Annotated in this window: 16 protein-coding genes; 8 read left to right on the forward strand and 8 right to left on the reverse strand. The window is 72.2% G+C overall.

Annotated features, from left to right (window positions below):
• Positions 1–8 precede the first annotated feature (8 nt).
• The 4 genes from JE024_RS16160 to ssd are packed head-to-tail and all read right to left on the reverse strand — an operon-like array spanning position 9 to position 3893.
• Positions 9–803: a type II secretion system F family protein gene (locus JE024_RS16160; RefSeq protein WP_205374262.1), complete on the reverse strand. Its 795-nt coding sequence runs from the start codon at positions 801–803 to the stop codon at positions 9–11.
• Positions 800–1648: a type II secretion system F family protein gene (locus tag JE024_RS16165; protein WP_244882885.1), complete on the reverse strand. Its 849-nt coding sequence runs from the start codon at positions 1646–1648 to the stop codon at positions 800–802. Before JE024_RS16165 ends, JE024_RS16160 begins: the two co-directional genes overlap by 4 nt.
• Positions 1645–2793: a TadA family conjugal transfer-associated ATPase gene (locus JE024_RS16170; RefSeq protein ID WP_205374263.1), complete on the reverse strand. Its 1149-nt coding sequence runs from the start codon at positions 2791–2793 to the stop codon at positions 1645–1647. Before JE024_RS16170 ends, JE024_RS16165 begins: the two co-directional genes overlap by 4 nt.
• Positions 2790–3893 carry a septum site-determining protein Ssd gene (gene ssd, locus JE024_RS16175; RefSeq protein WP_205374264.1) on the reverse strand — a complete coding sequence of 368 codons (1104 nt, stop codon included), beginning with the start codon at positions 3891–3893 and terminating at the stop codon, positions 2790–2792. The genes JE024_RS16170 and ssd overlap by 4 nt, the downstream gene beginning before the upstream one ends.
• A gap of 474 nt (positions 3894–4367) precedes the next feature.
• On the opposite strand from ssd, the gene JE024_RS16180 reads away from it, so the two are divergent.
• Complete coding sequence (locus JE024_RS16180; RefSeq protein ID WP_205374265.1) at positions 4368–5273, forward strand: HAD family hydrolase; 906 nt, start codon at positions 4368–4370, stop codon at positions 5271–5273.
• 312 nt (positions 5274–5585) lie between these two features.
• Here the strand turns inward: JE024_RS16180 and JE024_RS16185 are convergent, their stop codons facing one another.
• Entirely contained in the window at positions 5586–6416 is an 831-nt protein-coding gene (locus tag JE024_RS16185; protein WP_205374266.1) for a Fic family protein, read from the reverse strand.
• A 102-nt stretch (positions 6417–6518) separates the two neighbouring features.
• On the opposite strand from JE024_RS16185, the gene JE024_RS16190 reads away from it, so the two are divergent.
• Positions 6519–7505: an ATP-binding protein gene (locus tag JE024_RS16190; protein WP_205374267.1), complete on the forward strand. Its 987-nt coding sequence runs from the start codon at positions 6519–6521 to the stop codon at positions 7503–7505.
• A 67-nt stretch (positions 7506–7572) separates the two neighbouring features.
• On the opposite strand, the gene JE024_RS16195 is transcribed toward JE024_RS16190, so the two are convergent.
• Positions 7573–8844, reverse strand: a complete 1272-nt coding sequence (locus tag JE024_RS16195; RefSeq protein ID WP_205374268.1) for a polysaccharide deacetylase family protein — start codon at positions 8842–8844, stop codon at positions 7573–7575.
• 300 nt (positions 8845–9144) lie between these two features.
• On the opposite strand from JE024_RS16195, the gene JE024_RS16200 reads away from it, so the two are divergent.
• The 6 genes from JE024_RS16200 (at position 9145) to JE024_RS41100 (ending at position 17210) form a co-directional block, all read left to right on the forward strand.
• Positions 9145–11481, forward strand: a complete 2337-nt coding sequence (locus JE024_RS16200) for a SulP family inorganic anion transporter (RefSeq protein WP_205374269.1) — start codon at positions 9145–9147, stop codon at positions 11479–11481.
• Between the two features lie 267 nt (positions 11482–11748).
• On the forward strand, positions 11749–13704 hold the full coding sequence (gene acs, locus JE024_RS16205) for an acetate--CoA ligase (protein WP_205374270.1): 1956 nt from the start codon (positions 11749–11751) through the stop codon (positions 13702–13704).
• Positions 13705–13891: 187 nt separating this feature from the next.
• Positions 13892–15295, forward strand: coding sequence for a Na+/H+ antiporter NhaA (gene nhaA / locus JE024_RS16210; RefSeq protein ID WP_205374271.1), 1404 nt, complete (start codon positions 13892–13894; stop codon positions 15293–15295).
• A 54-nt stretch (positions 15296–15349) separates the two neighbouring features.
• On the forward strand, positions 15350–15841 hold the full coding sequence (locus JE024_RS16215; protein WP_205374272.1) for a phage holin family protein: 492 nt from the start codon (positions 15350–15352) through the stop codon (positions 15839–15841).
• A gap of 78 nt (positions 15842–15919) precedes the next feature.
• Positions 15920–16867: an alpha/beta fold hydrolase gene (locus JE024_RS16220; protein ID WP_205374273.1), complete on the forward strand. Its 948-nt coding sequence runs from the start codon at positions 15920–15922 to the stop codon at positions 16865–16867.
• A 154-nt stretch (positions 16868–17021) separates the two neighbouring features.
• Positions 17022–17210 carry a hypothetical protein gene (locus JE024_RS41100; protein ID WP_244882887.1) on the forward strand — a complete coding sequence of 63 codons (189 nt, stop codon included), beginning with the start codon at positions 17022–17024 and terminating at the stop codon, positions 17208–17210.
• Between the two features lie 139 nt (positions 17211–17349).
• On the opposite strand, the gene JE024_RS16225 is transcribed toward JE024_RS41100, so the two are convergent.
• Together JE024_RS16225 and JE024_RS16230 are read right to left on the reverse strand one after the other, a co-directional pair.
• Positions 17350–18549: a MarP family serine protease gene (locus JE024_RS16225; protein WP_205374274.1), complete on the reverse strand. Its 1200-nt coding sequence runs from the start codon at positions 18547–18549 to the stop codon at positions 17350–17352.
• Between the two features lie 115 nt (positions 18550–18664).
• Positions 18665–19390 carry an NUDIX hydrolase gene (locus JE024_RS16230; protein WP_205374275.1) on the reverse strand — a complete coding sequence of 242 codons (726 nt, stop codon included), beginning with the start codon at positions 19388–19390 and terminating at the stop codon, positions 18665–18667.
• Between the last annotated feature and the right edge of the window lie 61 nt (positions 19391–19451).

The following is a 19451-nucleotide window of genomic DNA, read 5'->3' on the forward strand; positions in this document are numbered from 1 at the left end:
CGGTGCGATCAGCCGCCGGTCAGCAGGCCGCCGGCGAGACCGATCACCACAGGGGCCACGCCCACCGCGAGGAAGGCGGGCAGGAAGCAGAGCCCCACGGGGGCCGTGATCAGCACCTGCGCGCGGCGGCCGTGCGCGGTGACCCGCCGGGCCCGGTCGGCCCGGTATCTCTCGGCGAGCCGTGCCATCGGCTCCGCCGCGGGAGCACCGGTCGTGTCGGCGCGTTCCAGGCAGCGGGCGAGCGGGGCGGCGCCCGGGGTCCGGCCGAACCAGGCCCAAGCCTCGGCCGGTTCGCGCCCGAGGCGCAGCTGGGCCGCCATATCGGTCAGGCGCCGCCCCAGAGGGCCGCCCAGAGACGCGCCGACGGCCTCTGCGGCCTCCCGAGGGCCCGCCCCCGCGGAGATGCAGGCGGCCAGGAGGTCCGCGGCCAGCGGGAGCCGGCGGAGAGCCTCGGCACCACCGCCGTCTTCCGCATCCCCGGGCCCCCGGCCGATGGCCGGCGTCCTTCGGCGCAGCCACTGCCGGACCCCGGCGCCCGCCAAGACGGCCACGGCCGCCCCGAGCACTCCGCCGAGCAGGACGTAGCAGGTCACCGCGGCGCCGAAGGGGGCAGCCCACTCCCTGGCCCGGCGGGCCGACTCGGCTCTGTGCCGCCGCTGTTCGCGTTCGAGGGAGAGCAGGGCCTCCACCCTCCTGCGCATCGCTCGGCCGCGCCGGTGAGCCGCCGCCAGCGAACCGGCGCAGCTCACCGCGGTCAGTCCCGCGAGCACGGCTCCGAGCCGCTGGAGGAGTTCCGCGGTCATGCCGCCACCCCCGCTCGTACGATCCGTCCGGACCACAGGAGACCCGCCGTCTCCAGCAATGCTCCGACGGCCAGGCAGGCAAGCCCCGCAGGGGTGTGGAACAGCACCCGCAGCGGATCCGCGCCGAGTGCCGCGCCCAGGCCGAGACCGGCGACCGGCAGCAGTGCGAGCAGGACCACGGTCGACCAGGCGCCCGCCAGCTGGGCCCGCAGCTCCTCCTGCTGGTCCGCCACCGACCGCAGTGCGGCCTCCAGCCGGTCCAGTCCGTCGGCGAGCCCGGCTCCGCTGCCGACCGCGACCTGCCAGCAGGCGGCCATCCCCGCCAGCCCTTCACCGCCCGGCTGCCGGGAGGCCGTGCGGAGTGCCTCGGGCACATCGCCTCCGAACCGGGCCGCCGCCAGCACGGCGGCCTCGCCCTGGCCGAGCGCGTCCGTGGCCCGGGCGCCGAGACGCAGCGCCCCTCCGGGCTGGAGCCCGGCCCGCAGCTCCCCCGCGACGGCGCCGCACAACGCCACCACCTCGCCCGCCCGGTGGCGCCGCTCCCGCTCCCTCAGCCGGGCGCGCAGGCGCCGCCGTACCAGTGGCACCGCCGCGGCTCCGAGAACGGCGGGCACCACCGAGCCCGCCAGCAGGGCGAGGAGCACGGCCGGAGGCAGGCAGAGCCACTCCTTGTGGCGCATCGACAGGCCGAGCACGCACTCCCGCAGCCGGGCCCGCTGTGGCCGCGCCACGGGGCCGGCCAGCAGGAGCCCTGCCCGCCGCCTGCCCTGCCGGCCGGCCGTCAGCAGCCAGGCCGCCGCACCGGCGCAGACCGCGGCGGCGCACAGCGCCTCTCCGGGCCTCACAGCCCTTCTCCCATCAGCACCCGCAGGTCCCGCCACCCAGGGCCCGGCATGAACGTCTCGGCGCCCCACCGCAGCGCCTGCACCGTGACCACCAGCCCGTTCGCGTCCCGCTCCAGGACATGCATCTCGGCGATCCGGCGCCTCCCGTCCATGTCGCGCGCGACATGGACGACGACGTCCAGCGCGGCGGCGAGCTGGCTGTGCAGGGCCGCCCGGTCGAGGCCCGCGGCCGTCCCCAGGGCCTCCAGCCGGGCGGGGACGTCGGCCGCGGTGTTCGCGTGCACCGTCCCGCATCCACCCTCGTGCCCGGTGTTCAGCGCCGCCAGGAGGTCCGTCACCTCGCCGCCCCGCACCTCGCCGACGACCAGCCGGTCGGGGCGCATCCGCAGCGCCTGCCTGACCAGGTCCCGCAAGGTCACCCGCCCGGAGCCCTCCTGGTTGGCCGAGCGGGATTCGAGCCGCACCACATGGGGGTGGTCGGGCCTCAGCTCGGCCGAGTCCTCGGCCAGGACGATCCGTTCCCGCTCCCCCACCAAGCCCAGCAGACTGCTCAGCAGGGTGGTCTTGCCCGATCCGGTGCCGCCGCTGATCAGGAAGGAGAGCCGCGCCCGCATCAGGGCGCGCAGCACCCGGTCGCCGCCGGGCGGGACGGTGCCCGCCCGGATCAGCTCGTCGAGCGAGAAGGCCCGGGGCCTGACCACCCGCAGGGACAGGCAGGTGGAGCCGACCGCCACCGGCGGGATCACGGCGTGCATCCGGGTGCCGTCGGGGAGCCGGGCGTCGACCCACGGCCGGGCGTCGTCGAGCCTGCGCTCGGCGACCGCGGCGAGGCGCTGCGCCAGCCGGCGCACGGACGCGGCGTCCGGGAAGGTCACGGCGGTGAGTTCGAGCCCGGCGCCCCGGTCCACCCAGACCCGGTCCGGCGCGGACACCAGCACATCGGTGACGGAGGGATCGGCGAGCAGCGGCTCCAGCGGCCCGGCCCCCACCAGTTCCCCGCGCAACTCCTCCGTGCCGCCCAGCACTTCGGCGTCGCCCAGGAGCCTTCCCTGGGCCCGCAGCGCGGCCGCCACGCGAGCCGGAGTCGGTTCCGCACCGCTCTCCGCCAGCCGCTGCCGTACGGCCTCCAGCAGACCCGCGCTCATGCCCGGGCCTCCCCCGCGAAGGCCTTCTCCCAGAAGGCGGCGCAGAAGCGGGCCAGCGGGCTGCGGCCCGCTGCACCCGGTGGCGACCCCTGCCCCTGGGCCGCGAGAAGCCCTGTCTCGACCGGGAGTTCGCCCGCGAGCGGCAGTCCGAGCGCGCCGGCGACCCACCGCTCGTCCAGGCCCGGCGCGTACGGTCCGCGCACCACCGCCCGCAGGTCGGTGAGGATCATGCCCACGGCCGATGCGACCCGGTTGGCGGCCGCGACGGCGCGCAGCTCCCCCGGCACCACGAGCAGGCCGAGGTCCAGTTGGGCGAGCGCCTCGGCGACGCCGTCGTCGACGCGGCGCGGCAGATCGACGACGACCACACCGCCCCGCCGGCGGGCGGCGGCCAGCACGGAGCGCATGGCCTCCGGGGGGACCACGACCGAGTCGCCCCGGTCCCAGCTGAGTACCCGCAGCGAGTGCAGTTGCGGGAGCGACTCCTCCAGCGCCCCGCCGGCGACCCGCCCCTTGGAGGCGGCGAAATCCGGCCATCGACGCCCCTCCGTGTGCTCGCCGCCGAGGAGCACGTCCAGGCCTCCGCCCAGCGGATCCCCGTCGACGAGCATGGTGCGCCGCCCGCCCCGGGCCGCCGTCACCGCGAGCGCGCAGGCGAGCGTCGACGCCCCGGCCCCGCCTCTGCCGCCGATCACCCCGACGGTCAGCGCCGGCCGGTCGACGCCCTCGACCACGTCGGCGATCCGGTCGACGAGCCATGTCTCGGCGTCGGGCAGGCACAGCACACCGTCGGCCCCGATCTCCACCGCGCGCCGCCAGACATCGGGATCGTCCTGGTCCCGGCCCACGAGCAGCACGCCGCGGCGGCGGGTGACGCCCCGGCAGCGATGGGCCGCGTCGTCGCCCACCAGGATCAGGGGCGCGCCCTCCCAGGCGTCGCGGCGCTCGGGCACCGCATGGTGCACCTCGGGCTCCGCACCCGCCGCCGCGCACAGGCGCAGCAGGTCGTCCAGGAGAGCCACGTCCTCGGTGACGATCAGGGGCCCGTCACGGCGCCCCTCGGTCGACTGCCCACGCGGCGATGCGATGGATCCGGCCACGGTCTCCCACCCTCTCCGTGCGCACCGCAGGACTGCGTGTGCGCGATTTCTCCGTCCCGCGGACTTCGCGGCTGGAATCACGGTGGGGTGCTCTGAAAAATCGTGTGGATCTTGCTGAAAAACTGTGGATAACCAGCCAGCTGTGAATAACTCCGTAGCCCAAACCGGTGAGCGTTGAACGACTCCCGGAGAGCAGCAGAGCAACTACGCAGAGTGACGAAATTGAGGGTGAGCCCTCCGCGGCGCGAAGCGCCTCGCAGCGGGGTCTCCGGCGGTCCGATGCCTGCCGGGAAACGGAAAAACCCCTCCGGACATGCGACGACCCCCGCCGGGGGGGAGAGCGGGGGTCGTCTTTCCGGCCGACTCGGGGGGGGAGGAGCCGGGCCGGGTTAGCACGGTCGCGAACGATCCGTGACTTCCATGGTGTACCCGAGAGCCTTCTCAGGCAAACCCACGCGCCCCAGCGTACGCCGAATGGCGGGCGCATATGCTCTGCCCGTGGAAAACCACTCCTTGCCGCGCACGGCTGCCTTCTTTGACCTGGACAAGACGGTCATTGCGAAGTCTTCGACGCTGACCTTCAGCAAGTCCTTCTACCAAGGCGGGCTGATCAGCAGGCGCGCCGCGCTGCGCACCGCCTACACCCAGTTCGTCTTCCTGGCGGGCGGCGCCGATCACGACCAGATGGAGCGGATGCGCGAGTACCTCTCGGCGCTCTGCAAGGGCTGGAACGTGCAGCAGGTCCGGGAGATCGTCGCCGAGACCCTGCACGACCTGATCGACCCGATCATCTACGACGAGGCCGCCTCGCTCATCGAGGAGCACCACACGGCGGGCCGCGACGTGGTCATCGTCTCCACGTCGGGCGCCGAAGTGGTGGAGCCCATCGGGGAGATGCTCGGCGCCGACCGGGTCGTGGCCACTCGTATGGTCGTCGGCGACGACGGCTGCTTCACCGGGGAGATCGCGTACTACGCTTACGGGCCGACCAAGGCGGAGGCGGTGCGGGAGCTGGCCGAGTCGGAGGGGTACGACCTCGACCGCTGCTACGCGTACAGCGACTCGGCGACGGACATCCCGATGCTCTCGTCGGTGGGCCACCCGTACGCGGTCAATCCGGACCGGGCGCTGCGCCGCGAGGCGGCACTCCGCGACTGGCCGGTTCTCGTCTTCAACCGCCCGGTGCGGCTCAAGCAGCGGCTGCCCGCGTTCTCCATGCCGCCGCGGCCGGCCCTGGTGGCCGCGGCCGCCGTGGGCGCGGCGGCCGCGACGGCGGGACTCGTCTGGTACGCGAGCCGCCGGCGGGGGGCGATGAGGGCCGCCCGGCTCGCCGCCGCCGCGACGGCGACCGCCGCTCCGGTCCGCTTCGCCCGCGTTTGAACCTGAAAGTAAAGAACCCGGGGCAGGGGTTTCCCTTCCCTTCCCGCAGGAGTACAAAGGACTCAACGGCCCGCGAGACCGAGGACATCCGAAAGGATCACCTTTAACACGCATAAAGGCCCCACGGACCGATGCATGGAAGTCGAGCACCCACGCGACGTCGACCCGTCGATTACGGGCCAGCCGCACCAGGTGATGGGCAAAGACCCCGACCTGATGGGCAACACACGAGGACGCTTGGTAACTGGGCGGACATGCCAGCGGCGGTACCGAAAGGTACCGCCGCAACCCGTTCGAGGGGCTTGTCGCCGGTCAGGCGGCGCCGCGCTGGAGGGCCTCGCAGACGGCCGTCGACTCCCTGACACCCAGTTCGACGGACCTGCCGCAGTGCGCGATCCAGGCCGCCATGCCCTCCGGCGTCCCCGAGAGATACCCCTCGAACGCCGCGGCATAGGCCGCACGTCCCTGCTCGGCGTGGCCGACCTCGGCCGGGCAGATCGCCTTCGGGTCGAGGCCGCTGCCGATGAGCACGATCCGCTCGGCGGTCCTCGCGATCAGGCCGTTGCACGAGACGAACGGCCGCAGCGCCAGCAGTTCGCCGTGCACCACCGCGGCCGACACGAGCGCGGGGGCCTCGCTGCCCTCGATGATCAGAGCGGCCAGGCCGTCCAGCCGGCCCGCCACCTCGTCCGCGTCCGGCAGCGGGGTCTCGATCAGCGGCTCGTCGGCCTTCTCCCCGGCCAGCCGGGGACGGCCCACCGACGCGTCGTCCGCGGCGCCGCCGGCCGCGACGAGATGGAGGCGCGCGAGCACCCGCAGGGGTGACTGGCGCCAGATCGACAGCAGCTGGCCGGCCTCCGCGGTGAGCCGCAGCGCGGCGCCGACGGTGCGCGCCTCGGGTTCACCGCTGAAGTCGGTGCGCCGGCGCACCTCTTCGAGGGCCCAGTCGGCTCCGGACAGCGCGGCGGAGGCCCGGGCACCGCGCAGAGCGGCTTCCGAGGTGATCTCACCGCTGCGCCGGCGCATGACCCGGTGCCCGTAGACCCGGTCCACGGCCTTGCGCACGGAATCCACGGATCCGGCGACCCCGGGCAGCGCACCGAGGGTGGCGAGCGGATCGGCCGGCGAGGCGTTCGTACTCATAACCAGCGAGGCTACGCGCACCGCGCCCGCACCCCACCTTGGAGTGGTCTTCTTCACTCACCTTGACAACCGACCGCATGCGTGCGGCTACCCTAGGTGAACATGAAGATCGCTTTCGTAGGGAAGGGCGGCAGCGGCAAGACGACGCTGTCCTCGCTCTTCATCCGTCACCTGGCCGCCAACGAAGCCCCCGTCGTCGCGGTGGACGCCGACATCAACCAGCACCTGGGAGCCGCCCTCGGTCTCGACGAGGCGGCGGCGGCAGGACTGCCCGCCCTCGGCGCCCATCTGCCGCTGATCAAGGAGTACCTCCGCGGGACGAACCCGCGGATCACCTCCGCCGCCACCATGATCAAGACCACCCCGCCCGGCGAGGGGTCCCGGCTGCTGCGCGTGCAGGAGACCAACCCGGTGTACGAGGCGTGCGCGCGGACGGTCCGCCTCGACGACGGCGACATCCGGCTGATGGCGACGGGCCCCTTCACCGAGTCGGACCTCGGGGTCGCCTGCTACCACTCCAAGGTCGGTGCGGTGGAGCTCTGCCTCAACCACCTGGTGGACGGCCCCGACGAGTACGTCGTCGTCGACATGACCGCGGGGTCGGACTCATTCGCCTCGGGGATGTTCACCCGCTTCGACATGACGTTCCTGGTCGCCGAACCCACCCGCAAGGGGGTCTCCGTGTACCGCCAGTACAAGGAGTACGCCCGGGACTTCGGCGTCGCGCTGAAGGTGGTCGGCAACAAGGTGCAGGGGCCGGACGACCTGGACTTCCTCCGGGAGGAGGTGGGCGACGACCTGCTCGTCACCGTGGGGCACTCGGACTGGGTGCGCACGATGGAGAAGGGCCGGCCCGCACGCTTCGACCAGTTGGAGGCGGGCAACCGCATGGCCCTCCAGGCGCTCCAGGACGCGGCCGAGGACTCGTACGCCGACCGGGACTGGGAGCGCTACACGAGCCAGATGGTCCACTTCCATCTGCGCAACGCCGAGACCTGGGGCAACGAGCGGACGGGCGCGGACCTGGCCGCCCAGGTCGACCCCTCCTTCGTCCTCGGCGAGCACACCCCCGTGCCGCAGCCGGGCTGACTCCACGACGGGCGGCCCCGGCGCACCGGGACCGCCCGCGCAGGGACACCCGCCGGTGCGGACCTGCTCAGCGCTCGTTCTTCGGGGCGGGGGGCGCCGCGGGAGCGACGGGCGGCGTTCCGAGGAAGCCGTTCCAGCCGCCCGCCGGCGCCTGGCCCACGCCGAGTTCCCGCATCTTCTGGAGGACCACCGGGTCCTGGGCGTCCAGCCAGTCCACGAGCTGACGGAACGACACGCACTTCACGTCGCTCTTCACGCAGACCGTGGCGATGGTCTCCTCGATGGCGTCCATGTAGGTCCCGCCGTTCCAGGACTCGAAGTGGTTGCCGATGACGAGCGGGGCGCGGTTCCCCTGGTAAGCGCGGTCGAAGGCCTTCAGCAGGCCGTCGCGCATCTGGTTGCCCCAGAACGTGTGCATGGACGGGTCGCCCTGCGAGGTGACCGACTGGTTGACCATGAAGTTGTAGTCCATGGACAGCGTCTCGAAGGCGCGGCCGGGGACGGGCACCATCTGGAGGGAGAGGTCCCACAAGCCGTGCTTCTTCTTGGGCCACACCTGCTCGTTGACGCCGCTGGTGTCGTAGCGGAAGCCGAGGGTGCTCGCCGCCTTCATGAAGTTCTCCTGGCCCTCCAGACAGGGTGTCCGGGCGCCGATGAGCTCCTTGTCGTAGTCGAAGGGCAGCGGGTCGGCGGAGCTGAGGCCGGCGTTGGTCTTCCAGTTCTTGACGAAGGACTTGGCCTGGCCGATCTCGCTCTTCCACTCCTCGACCGACCAGTTGCCGACTCCGCGGTCCTTGCCGCAGAAGTGGCCGTTGAAGTGGGTGCCGACCTCGTTGCCGTCGAGCCAGGCACCGCGCAGTTCGCGCACGGTGTCCTTGATTCCCTGGACGTCGTTGAAGCCGATGTCCGAGCGGCCGGCGTCGTGCTGGGGAGGCTCGTACAGATCGCGCTTCTCCTCGGGCAGCAGATAGACGCCGCTGAGGAAGTAGGTCATGGTCGCGTCGTATTTCTTGCCGACCCGGCGGAAGTGCGAGAAGAGCTTCTGGCTGTCCTCGCCGGCTCCGTCCCACGAGAACACGACGAACTGCGGAGGCTTCTCGCCGGGCTTCAGCCGCTGCGGCTTCAGCAGGTTGGGCTGTGCGCCCGTGAAAGCGGTGGAGCCGTCGCCGATGAGGCGGACGGCGCTCTTCGGTGCCGCGACGCCCTCCTTGGCGGCTCCGGGACCCCCTTCGGCGCCGCCGGTCCGGGCGTCGCCCGAGGCGGTGCATCCGGCGAGTCCCGCGACCAGTGCCGTGGCGACCGCGCCCACGGCGACGGTCCTCTTCGTGGCGGCGAGCATCCGTCCACCCTCTTTCGTATGCCGATACGACTTTCCGACTGCGGAAATACGGAGCCGACAAGGTCGCATCGAGCGAGAAGAGGGGAAGAGCGACGGGCCGCGATGAAATGACTAATCACTGCATCGAGTGATTAGTTGCCCCATTTGCGGCGAATATCATGCCTCAGTCTTTACTCTGCATTACGATCCATTTACTTAAAGTTGTGCGCTCGTGCGATTCGAGCATCCCGCCATGCCACGCCGTGCCCCACGGCCGCGACCCCCACATTCCGCGACCGCGCCGCCCCCGAGGAGACGGGAATGTCCTGCGCCCCCATCCGGACCGACGATCCGCCCCACCCGCCCGGCAAGACCTCCGGCCACCCGCACGCCCCGCCCGGAGGCCCGTCCGGGCCTCCGTCCCGCCGCTTCGGCCGGATCGACGCGGCGGACCTGTCCGCCTCCGTCTCCGTCTTCCTGATCGCTTTGCCGCTCTCCCTCGGCATCGCCCTCGCCACGGGAGCCCCCCTCCAGGCCGGGCTCGTCGCCGCCGCGGTGGGAGGGATCGTCGCCGGACGCCTCGGCGGCTCCCCGCTCCAGGTGAGCGGCCCGGCGGCCGGACTGACCCTGGTCACGGCCGAGTTGATCCAGCACTACGGCTGGCGCGCCACCTGCGCCGTCACCGTGGCGGCCGGCTTCTGCCAGCTCGGCCTCGCGGCCCTGCGGGTGGCCCGCTCCGCCCTCGCCGTGAGCCCCGCGATCGTCCACGGCATGCTCGCCGGCATCGGCGTCACCATCGCGCTGGCCCAGATCCACATCGTGCTCGGCGGCTCGCCGCAGAGTTCCGCCGTCGCCAATGTGCTCGCCCTGCCGCGCCAGTTGGCCGCCCTCGATCCGGCGGCCCTGATGGTGAGCGTGCTGACCGCGGGCATCCTGCTGGCGTGGCCACGGATCCCGGGGCGGGTGGGCGACGCTCTGCGCGTCGTGCCCGCCGCGCTCGCCGCCGTGGTCGCGGCCACGGCGGTCGCGACGGTCGCCGGGCTGCGTCTGGAGCGGGTGGACCTGCCGTCCTGGCGGTCCCACGCCCTGCCCGAACTGCCCGAGGGGCCGGTTCTCGGACTGATCGCCGCGGTGGTGACCATCACCCTCGTCACCAGCGTCCAGTCCCTGCTGTCCGCCGTCGCCGTCGACAGACTCGTCTCCGGCAGAGGCGGGCCCGCGCATCGCTCCGACCTCGACCGCGAGCTGGCCGGCCAGGGCGCCGCCAACATCGTCTCCGGCGCCCTCGGCGGTCTGCCCGTCGCCGGTGTCGCCGTCCGCAGCAACGCCAATGTGACGGCGGGCGCCGTCAGCAGGCACTCGACGATGCTCCACGGGGTCTGGATCGCGGTCGCGGCCCTGCTGCTGGTCCCGGTCATGGACCTGATCCCCCTCGCCGCCCTCGCCGCGCTGGTGGCCGTCATCGGCGTCCAGATGGTCAACATCACCCATGTGCGCACCGTCCGGCGGAACCGCGAGATGCTCGTCTACGCGGTGACGGTGACCGCCGTCGTCCTCACCGGAGTCCTCGAAGGGGTGCTCATCGGGATCGCGGTCGCCGTGATCGTCGCCCTCCACCGGCTCACCAGGACCAGGATCACCGCCGAGGAGGGCGACGGGATCCACCGGGTCCGGGTGCGGGGCCAGTTGACGTTCCTCGCCGTGCCGCGGCTCAGCCGGGTCCTGCACCAGGTGCCGCACGGCTCGGCGTGCCATGTGGAGCTCGACGGCTCCTTCATGGATCACGCGGCCTACGAGGCCCTGCAGGGCTGGGGGGCCACCCACTCCGCCCACGGCGGCACCGTCCAGTTCACCGGGCGGGCCGGCACCCGCATCAGCGAGCCGGCCTCCGAGACCCACGGCTGCTGCCGCCCGTGGACGCCGTGGCGCAACCACCACTGCCAGGACACGCCGCAGAAGCCGAGGAGCCACCGGCTGGCCACCGGCCTCAGGTCCTTCCAGCGGGACACGGCTCCGCTGGTGCGCGACGAGCTGGCACGGCTCGCCCGGGAGGGGCAGCGGCCCTTCCAGCTCTTTCTGACCTGCGCCGACTCCCGTCTGGTGACGAGCATGATCACGGCGAGCGGCCCCGGCGATCTCTTCACCGTCCGCAACGTCGGGAATCTGGTCCCCCTGCCCGGGGAGGAGAGCGGGGACGATTCGGTCGCCGCCGCCATCGAGTACGCCGTCGACGTGCTGGAGGTCGAGTCGATCACCGTCTGCGGGCACTCCGGCTGCGGTGCCATGCAGGCCATGCTGAACGGCGCCGCGGAGGACCGGACGACACCGCTGGGGCGCTGGCTGAGACACGCCCGTCCCAGCCTGCGCCGGATGCGCAGCAAGCACCACACCTGGGTGCGGATCTCGGGCCGGCTGCCCGCCGACGCGGTGGAGCAGCTCTGCCTGACCAACGTCGTCCAGCAGCTCGAACATCTGCGGGCCCACCCGCCGGTGGCGCGGCGGCTGGCGGAGGGGCGGCTCCAGCTGCACGGCATGTACTTCCATGTGGGCGAGGCCCAGGCGTACCTGCTGACCAGTACCGACGAACACGACATCGACGAAGTCTTCGACCGGGTGTCCCCCGGCCCGCCCTCGGCTCTGGAGAAGGCCGGAGTGTGACAGGAGGCGCACGCACCGCCCCACCGCGTGGCTGAACCGACCGGACATCCCGCCCGTGAGAACGTGTGGCCCCTCTTCCCCACCGCTCGGGGGTGAGGAGCTGTCGCCGGCGCCCGGGACCTCGCCGTCCCGTGGCGCCGGCGGCCGAAAAGGTCACTCACAGGTCTAAACCAATTTCCCGAAGGGCCTTGTCACCCGGCCCTTCGGCTGATGAGCTATGGCCTGGGACACATACGCACAGAAGACGCCCTGGGAAAGGGAGATGTCGTGAGCAACGAGAGCCTGGCCAACCTGCTCAAGGAAGAGCGGCGATTCGCGCCGCCGGCCGAGCTGGCAGCGAACGCCAACGTGACGGCGGAGGCGTACGAGCAGGCAGCGGCGGACAGGCTCGGCTTCTGGGCCGAGCAGGCACGGCGGCTCGACTGGGCCACCGAACCGACCGAGACGCTCGACTGGAGCAACCCGCCCTTCGCCAAATGGTTCGCCGACGGCACGCTCAACGTGGCCTACAACTGTGTGGACCGCCATGTCGAGGCCGGCCACGGCGACCGGGTCGCGATCCACTTCGAGGGCGAGCCCGGCGACAGCCGCGCCATCACCTACGCGGAGCTCAAGGACGAGGTCTCCCGGGCGGCCAACGCCCTGACCGAGCTGGGCGTCCGCAAGGGCGACCGGGTCGCCGTCTACATGCCGATGATCCCCGAGGCCGCGGTCGCCATGCTGGCCTGCGCACGGATCGGCGCGGCCCACTCCGTGGTCTTCGGCGGGTTCTCCGCCGACGCCGTGGCCTCCCGGATCCAGGACGCCGACGCCAAACTGGTCATCACCGCCGACGGCGGCTACCGCCGCGGCAAGCCGAGCGCCCTCAAGCCCGCGATCGACGACGCCGTCTCCCGCTGTCCGCAGGTCGAGCACGTCCTGGTGGTGCGGCGCACCGGCCAGGAGACCGCGTTCACCGAGGGGCGCGACGTGTGGTGGCACGACGTCGTCGGCCGCCAGTCCGCCGAGCACACCCCCGAGGCCTTCGAGGCGGAGCACCCGCTCTTCATCCTGTACACCTCCGGCACCACGGGTAAGCCGAAGGGCATCCTGCACACCTCCGGCGGCTACCTCACGCAGGCGGCGTACACCCACCACGCCGTCTTCGACCTGAAGCCGGAGTCGGACGTGTACTGGTGCACGGCCGACATCGGCTGGGTCACCGGCCACTCGTACATCGTCTACGGCCCGCTGGCCAACGGCGCTACCCAGGTCATGTACGAGGGCACGCCCGACAGCCCGCACCAGGGGCGCTTCTGGGAGATCGTCCAGAAGTACGGCGTCACGATCCTCTACACGGCGCCGACCGCGATCCGGACGTTCATGAAGTGGGGGGACGACATCCCCGCCAAGTTCGACCTGTCCAGCCTGCGGGTCCTCGGCTCCGTCGGCGAGCCGATCAACCCCGAGGCCTGGATCTGGTACCGGGAGCACATCGGCGCCGGGAAGACCCCGATCGTGGACACCTGGTGGCAGACGGAGACGGGCGCGATGATGATCTCGCCGCTCCCCGGGGTCACCGAGACCAAGCCCGGCTCCGCGCAGCGCCCGCTGCCCGGCATCTCGGCCACCGTCGTCGACGACGACGCCAACGAGGTGCCCGACGGCGGCGGCGGCTACCTGGTGCTGACGGAGCCGTGGCCGTCGATGCTGCGCACCATCTGGGGCGACGACCAGCGCTTCATCGACACGTACTGGTCCCGTTTCGAGGGCAAGTACTTCGCCGGTGACGGCGCCAAGAAGGACGACGACGGCGACATCTGGCTGCTGGGCCGGGTCGACGACGTGATGCTGGTCTCCGGCCACAACATCTCGACCACCGAGGTCGAGTCCGCCCTCGTGTCCCACCCCAAGGTCGCCGAGGCCGCCGTCGTCGGCGCCGCGGACGCCACCACCGGGCAGGCGATCGTGGCCTTCGTGATCCTGCGGGGCACCGCCAGCGAGGACGAGGGGCTCGTCGAGGAGCTGCGGGCCCATGTCGGCGCCACGCTCGGCCCCATCGCGAAGCCGAAGCGGGTGCTGCCGGTGGCCGAGCTGCCGAAGACCCGCTCGGGCAAGATCATGCGCCGGCTGCTGCGCGACGTCGCCGAGAACCGTGAGCTGGGCGATGTCACCACGCTGACCGACTCGTCGGTGATGGACCTCATCCAGACGAAGCTGCCGAGCGCCGCCAGCGAGGACTGACACCTCCAGCGCACCGCTCGACAGGGCCCCCGTGGCGCTCCGGCGCCGCGGGGGCTCTGTCATGCCCACAGGCAAGTCCGCGGCGGATGCGGGTAGGGTTGAGGCCGCGTCAGCGACGCGACAGCTGTTCAAGGTGCGCCGGGAAGTCTGGTCGGCAAGTGTTCTGCCATGCCCGCCCGACCGGAGGATGTCACCCGTGGCCGCGCCGCCCCCCGCTCCCCGCACCTTCCTCGGCCGCCTCTCCCTGCCCGAGCGCACCTTCGTCACGGACGCCCTGCGCACCGAGACGGTCGGCGGGATGCTGCTGCTCGTCGCCGCGGTCGCCGCCCTCGTCTGGGCCAACACCTTCGGCGGCAGCTACGCCTCGGTGAGCGACTTCCATTTCGGCCCCGCGGCCATCGGGCTCGACCTCTCGGTCGCCCACTGGGCGGCGGACGGCCTGCTGGCGGTCTTCTTCTTCGTCGCCGGGATCGAGCTGAAGCGGGAACTGGTCGCCGGTGAGCTGCGCGATCCGAGGGCCGCCGCGCTGCCGGTCGTCGCCGCGCTGTGCGGGATGATCATGCCCGCCCTGGTCTATCTCGTCGTCACGGCGACCGGCGGCGGCTCCACGTCCGGCTGGGCCGTCCCCACCGCGACGGACATCGCGTTCGCCCTGGCGGTGCTCGCCGTGCTCGGCGCTTCGCTCCCCTCCGCGCTGCGGGCGTTCCTGCTGACCCTGGCCGTGGTGGACGACCTCTTCGCGATCCTGATCATCGCGGTCTTCTTCACCTCCGACCTGAACTTCGCCGCCCTCGGCGGGGCCTTCGCCGGTCTCGCGCTGTTCTGGCTGCTGCTGCGCAAGGAGGTCCGGGGCTGGTACGTGTACGTGCCGCTCGCCCTGGTCGTCTGGGGCCTGATGTACAACAGCGGCGTCCATGCCACGATCGCCGGCGTCGCGATGGGCCTGATGCTGCGCTGCCACCGGCGGGAGGGCGAGGACCACTCCCCCGGCGAGCACATCGAGCACCTGGTGCGCCCGCTGTCCGCGGGTGTGGCGGTCCCGCTCTTCGCCCTGTTCTCGGCAGGCGTCTCCGTCTCGGGCGGCGCTCTCGGGGACGTCTTCACCCAGCCGGAGACGCTCGGGGTGGTGCTCGGGCTGGTGGTCGGCAAGGCGCTGGGCATCTTCGGCGGCACCTGGCTCACGGCGCGTTTCACCAAGGCGGAGCTGAACGGCGATCTGCGCTGGCCCGACGTCTTCGCGCTGGCCACCCTCGCCGGCATCGGCTTCACCGTGTCGCTGCTGATCGGCGAACTCGCCTTCGAGGACGACGCGTCCCTCATGGAGGAAGTGAAGGCGGCGGTCCTGGTCGGTTCCGTGATCGCCGCGGTTCTCGCAGGAATCCTCCTCAAATTGCGGGTACGCACCTACCAGGCGCTCTACGAGGACGAGGAGCGCGATGAGGACATGTCAGGTGTCCCGGACGTCTACGAACAGGACGACCCCGCCTACCACTTGCGGATGGCCGCGATCTACGAGGAGAAGGCCGCCGAGCACCGCAGGAGAGCCCGAGCGGCGGGGGCGTCGAGCGACGGCGACGACAGTCCGGCATGATCTGACATCGGACCGCAGTACGTGGAGACCGCAGAACTGGAGAGGGAGTCAGCGATGAGCGACCCCGGCAACACCACGGCGAAGGCTGTCGGCGCCGACCGCAGTCTCGGTCAGCTGGTCGCTTCGGCGACGGCCGAGATGTCGGCGCTGGTGCACGACGAGATCGCACTGGCCAAGGCCCAGCTGCGCCAGGACGTGAAGAAGGCGGGCCTGGGAGGGGCGGCGTTCAGCGCGGCCGGCATGGTGCTGCTGTTCTCGCTGCCGATGCTGAGCTTCGCCCTCGCCTACGGCTTCAGGACGTGGACGGGCTGGAACATGGCCCTGTGCTTCCTGCTCTCCTTCGCCGTGAACGTCCTGGTGGCCGGGCTGCTGGCCCTGATCGGCACGGTGTTCGTGAAGAAGGCCAAGAAGGGGCAGGGCCCGCAGAAGGCGGTCGCCTCGGCCAAGGAGACCGCGGCCGTCCTGCAGAACGCCAAGCCGCACCCCCGGCCCGAGCCGCGGCCGGAGCTGATGGGCTCCTCCCGGGAGGACAAGGCGCTGCTGTGACCGGGCGCTCACCGGTTCGGCAGCACGGCCCCGGGGCGCGGCGAACGCGCCGTGCCCGGGTGTGGCACGCTCATCTGCATGACGGCCCCTGAATCCAGCCCCGGCGGCTTCGCCTCGCTCGGCAGCCCCGTACGCGTCGACGGTCCCTGGACCCATCGCGACGTGGCGGCCAACGGCGCCCGCTTCCACATCGTGGAGATGGGTGACGGGCCGCTGGTGATGCTGCTGCACGGGTTCCCGCAGTTCTGGTGGACCTGGCGGCACCAGCTCACGGCCCTCGCCGACGCGGGCTTCCGGGCGGTCGCCATGGACCTGCGGGGTGTGGGCGGCAGCGACCGCACGCCCCGGGGCTACGACCCGGCGAACCTCGCGCTCGACATCACCGGAGTCGTGCGTTCCCTCGGCGAACCGGACGCGGCGCTGGTCGGCCACGACCTGGGCGGCTACCTGGCCTGGACCGCGGCTGTGATGCGGCCCAAGCTGGTGCGCCGGCTCGCGGTCTCCTCGATGCCCCACCCCCGGCGGTGGCGGTCGGCGATGCTCTCCGACTTCGCGCAGAGCCGCGCCGGGTCCTACGTGTGGGGCTTCCAGCGTCCGTGGATCCCGGAGCGGCAACTGGTGGCGGACGACGCGGCCCTGGTCGGCCGGCTCATCCGGGAGTGGTCCGGGCCGCAGCCGGTGGACGAGGAGGCCCTCGACGTCTACCGGCGCGCGATGTGCATCCCCTCGACGGCGCACTGCTCGATCGAGCCGTACCGGTGGATGGTGCGGTCGCTCGCGCGGCCGGACGGGTTCCAGTTCAACCGGCGTATGAAGCGCCCGGTGCGGGTGCCGACGCTGCATCTGCACGGGTCACTCGATCCGGCGATGCGCACCCGCAGCGCGGCGGGCTCGGGCGAGTACGTCGAAGCGCCCTACCGCTGGCGCCTGTTCGACGGGCTCGGCCACTTCCCCCACGAGGAGGACCCGGTGGCGTTCTCCGGGGAGCTCATCAACTGGCTCAAGGACCCCGAACCGGACCGCTGAGACCCTCCCGGGGGGCCGTACGGCGGCGGGGGACGGTCCGTTCGGGGGACGACGGGGAACGGTTGTCCTACGAACGGCCAAATGCCTGGCGCATAGGCCAATTGGACGTCTCCGGCGCGGTTACCGACCATGAGGCCCGGGCAGACGTCCCGGTATGGGCTGGACGCACGACTACAGTGACGCAGCACGCAACCGCCGCTCGGCCAACGGGCCGATCAGCCACGAAGGTGGCGACTCCCCCGGCGGGAGCCACGAACATCCCGGTGAGGGGATGGGCATTCCGCGCATCCTCCGGCGCCGCGCCCGCTGGGTGTCGGCGCGGCTGCGGCATCCGCGCGGCTGACACCCCGTCCGGGCGATCCCTTTCCCACCTCTCCGCAGGCGCCTCTGGTGCCGGGGCGGTGCGCTGCCGCGCGCATCCCTGACACCGGCGTGCCCCGAGGTCTTCGTGCGCCCTGACGACAGGGCGCGAACCTCGACGACTACAGGGCGCATCCCTCGCTGTCGACCTGCTGGTTGGCCGACCGGCCCTGGGCGATGTCCTCGCGGATCTCGTCCACGGTGAGGGCGTAGCCGGTGTTCGCGTCGTCGAGGGAGCGGGCGAAGATGACGCCGTAGACCTTGCCGTCGGTGGTGAGCAGCGGGCCGCCCGAGTTGCCCTGGCGGACCGTCGCGAAGAGCGAGTACACGTCGCGGCGGACGGTGCCCCGGTGGTAGATGTCGGGCCCGTTGGCGTTGATGCGGCCGCGGACGCGGGCCGAGCGGACGTCGTAGGCGCCGTTCTCCGGGAAGCCGGCCACGATCGCGCTGTCCCCGGTGCGGGCGTCCTCGCCGGCGAACTGGAGCGGGCGGGCCTTGAGGTCGGGGACGTCCAGCACGGCGATGTCCCGCTCCCAGTCGTAGAGCACGACCTTGGCGTCGTAGAGCCTGCCCTCGCCGCCTATCTGGACGGTGGGCTCGTCCACCCCTCCGACGACATGGGCGTTGGTCATCACCCGGCGCTCGTCGAAGACGAAGCCGGTGCCTTCGAGGACCTTGCCGCAGCTGGGCGCCGTGCCGACCACCTTCACGATGGACTGCTTGGCGCGGGCGGCGACGGGGCTGCCGACGAGGGCGGGGTCGGGCGCCTGGACGTCGGTGATGGGCTCGTTGGCGAACGGACTGAAGACCTGGGGGAATCCGTTCTGCGCGAGGACGGAGGAGAAGTCCGTGAACCAGGTGTTCGCCTGATCGGGCATCACCCGGGAGACGCCGAGCAGCACCTTGGAGCCGCGGACCTCCTTGCCGAGGGTGGGCAGCGAGGTGCCGGCGAGCGCGGAGCCGATGAGCCAGGCGACGAGCAGCATCGCGACGACGTTGACCAGGGCGCCACCGGTGGCGTCCAGGGCGCGGGCGGGCGACCAGGTGATGTGGGTGCGCAGCTTGTTGCCGAGGTGGGTGGTGAAGGCCTGGCCGACGGAGGCACAGACGATCACGATGACGACCGCGACGATCGCCGCCGTCGTGGAGACCTCGGAGTCGTCGGTCAGCGCTCCCCACAGCACGGGGAGGAGGTAGACGGCGACCAGGCCGCCGCCGAGGAACCCGATCACCGAGAGGATGCCGACGACGAAGCCCTGGCGGTAGCCGACGACCGCGAACCAGACAGCGGCGACCAGCAACAGGATGTCCAGCACGTTCACCGTCTTCAGCCTCGCTGTGTCGTCGCCGGGTGCTCCTGCCGGCTATGCGTCCTCGGTCCGCGGCGGGACCGCTTCCTCCAGGTGCCCGGGTGGGACCTGTGCCTGGCCCACCCTGTCATGCGCGCCAGTCGAGCGGGACCTCCCGGGTGCGGTCCCATGGGCGCTCCCAGCCGGCGAAGTGCAGCAGCCGGTCGATGACCCCGGCGGTGAACCCCCAGACCAGTGCCGATTCGACCAGGAACGCGGGCCCGGCGTGGCCGCTCGGGTGGACGGCCGTCGCACGGTTGGCCGGGTCGGTGAGATCGGCCACGGGCACGGTGAAGACCCGGGCGGTCTCCGCGGGATCGACCACCGAGACCGGGCTGGGTGTCCGCCACCATCCCAGTACGGGCGTCACGACGAATCCGCTCACCGGGATGTAGAGCTTGGGCAGCACGCCGAACGTCTGGACGCCGGACGGGTCCAGGCCGGTCTCCTCCCACGCCTCGCGCAGGGCGGCCCGCAGCGGGCCCGTGGTGGCCGGGTCGCCGTCCTCGGGGTCCAGCGCTCCGCCGGGGAAGGAGGGCTGGCCCGCGTGGGAGCGCAGGGTGCCGGCGCGCTCCATCAGCAGCAGTTCGGGCCCGCGGGCCCCCTCGCCGAACAGGACGAGGACGGCCGACTGCCGGCCTCCTCCGTCGGCCGGCGGCAGGAAGCGGCTGAGCTGGTGCGGCTGGACGGCAGCGGCGGCACGGACCACCGGGTCGAGCCATTCGGGCACGCCTTCGGTGGTCACGACCACCTCGCCGCGGGCCGGGCCGGACCGTCCGTACGCCTCGTACGTCTCTTCTCCTGCGCGTGTCATGGGCACCCCTCGCTGCTCAACGCCCCGGGGCGCCCGGATCGTTCCGCACGGCGGGCGGGAC

The organism is Streptomyces zhihengii (assembly GCF_016919245.1).
In the GTDB taxonomy this organism is placed as follows: domain Bacteria; phylum Actinomycetota; class Actinomycetes; order Streptomycetales; family Streptomycetaceae; genus Streptomyces; species Streptomyces zhihengii.

Bases quoted from the DNA above. Each gene is read 5' to 3' on its own strand.
- JE024_RS16180 (WP_205374265.1), top strand. From the start codon at position 4,368: ATGGCGGGCGCATATGCTCTGCCCGTGGAAAACCACTCCTTGCCGCGC.
- JE024_RS16215 (WP_205374272.1), top strand. From the start codon at position 15,350: ATGAGCGACCCCGGCAACACCACGGCGAAGGCTGTCGGCGCCGACCGC.
- JE024_RS16230 (WP_205374275.1), bottom strand. From the start codon at position 19,390: ATGACACGCGCAGGAGAAGAGACGTACGAGGCGTACGGACGGTCCGGC.
- JE024_RS16220 (WP_205374273.1), top strand. From the start codon at position 15,920: ATGACGGCCCCTGAATCCAGCCCCGGCGGCTTCGCCTCGCTCGGCAGC.
- JE024_RS16200 (WP_205374269.1), top strand. From the start codon at position 9,145: ATGTCCTGCGCCCCCATCCGGACCGACGATCCGCCCCACCCGCCCGGC.
- JE024_RS16185 (WP_205374266.1), bottom strand. From the start codon at position 6,416: ATGAGTACGAACGCCTCGCCGGCCGATCCGCTCGCCACCCTCGGTGCG.
- JE024_RS16170 (WP_205374263.1), bottom strand. From the start codon at position 2,793: ATGAGCGCGGGTCTGCTGGAGGCCGTACGGCAGCGGCTGGCGGAGAGC.
- JE024_RS16160 (WP_205374262.1), bottom strand. From the start codon at position 803: ATGACCGCGGAACTCCTCCAGCGGCTCGGAGCCGTGCTCGCGGGACTG.
- nhaA (WP_205374271.1), top strand. From the start codon at position 13,892: ATGTCACCCGTGGCCGCGCCGCCCCCCGCTCCCCGCACCTTCCTCGGC.
- JE024_RS41100 (WP_244882887.1), top strand. From the start codon at position 17,022: ATGGGCTGGACGCACGACTACAGTGACGCAGCACGCAACCGCCGCTCG.
- JE024_RS16195 (WP_205374268.1), bottom strand. From the start codon at position 8,844: ATGCTCGCCGCCACGAAGAGGACCGTCGCCGTGGGCGCGGTCGCCACG.
- JE024_RS16190 (WP_205374267.1), top strand. From the start codon at position 6,519: ATGAAGATCGCTTTCGTAGGGAAGGGCGGCAGCGGCAAGACGACGCTG.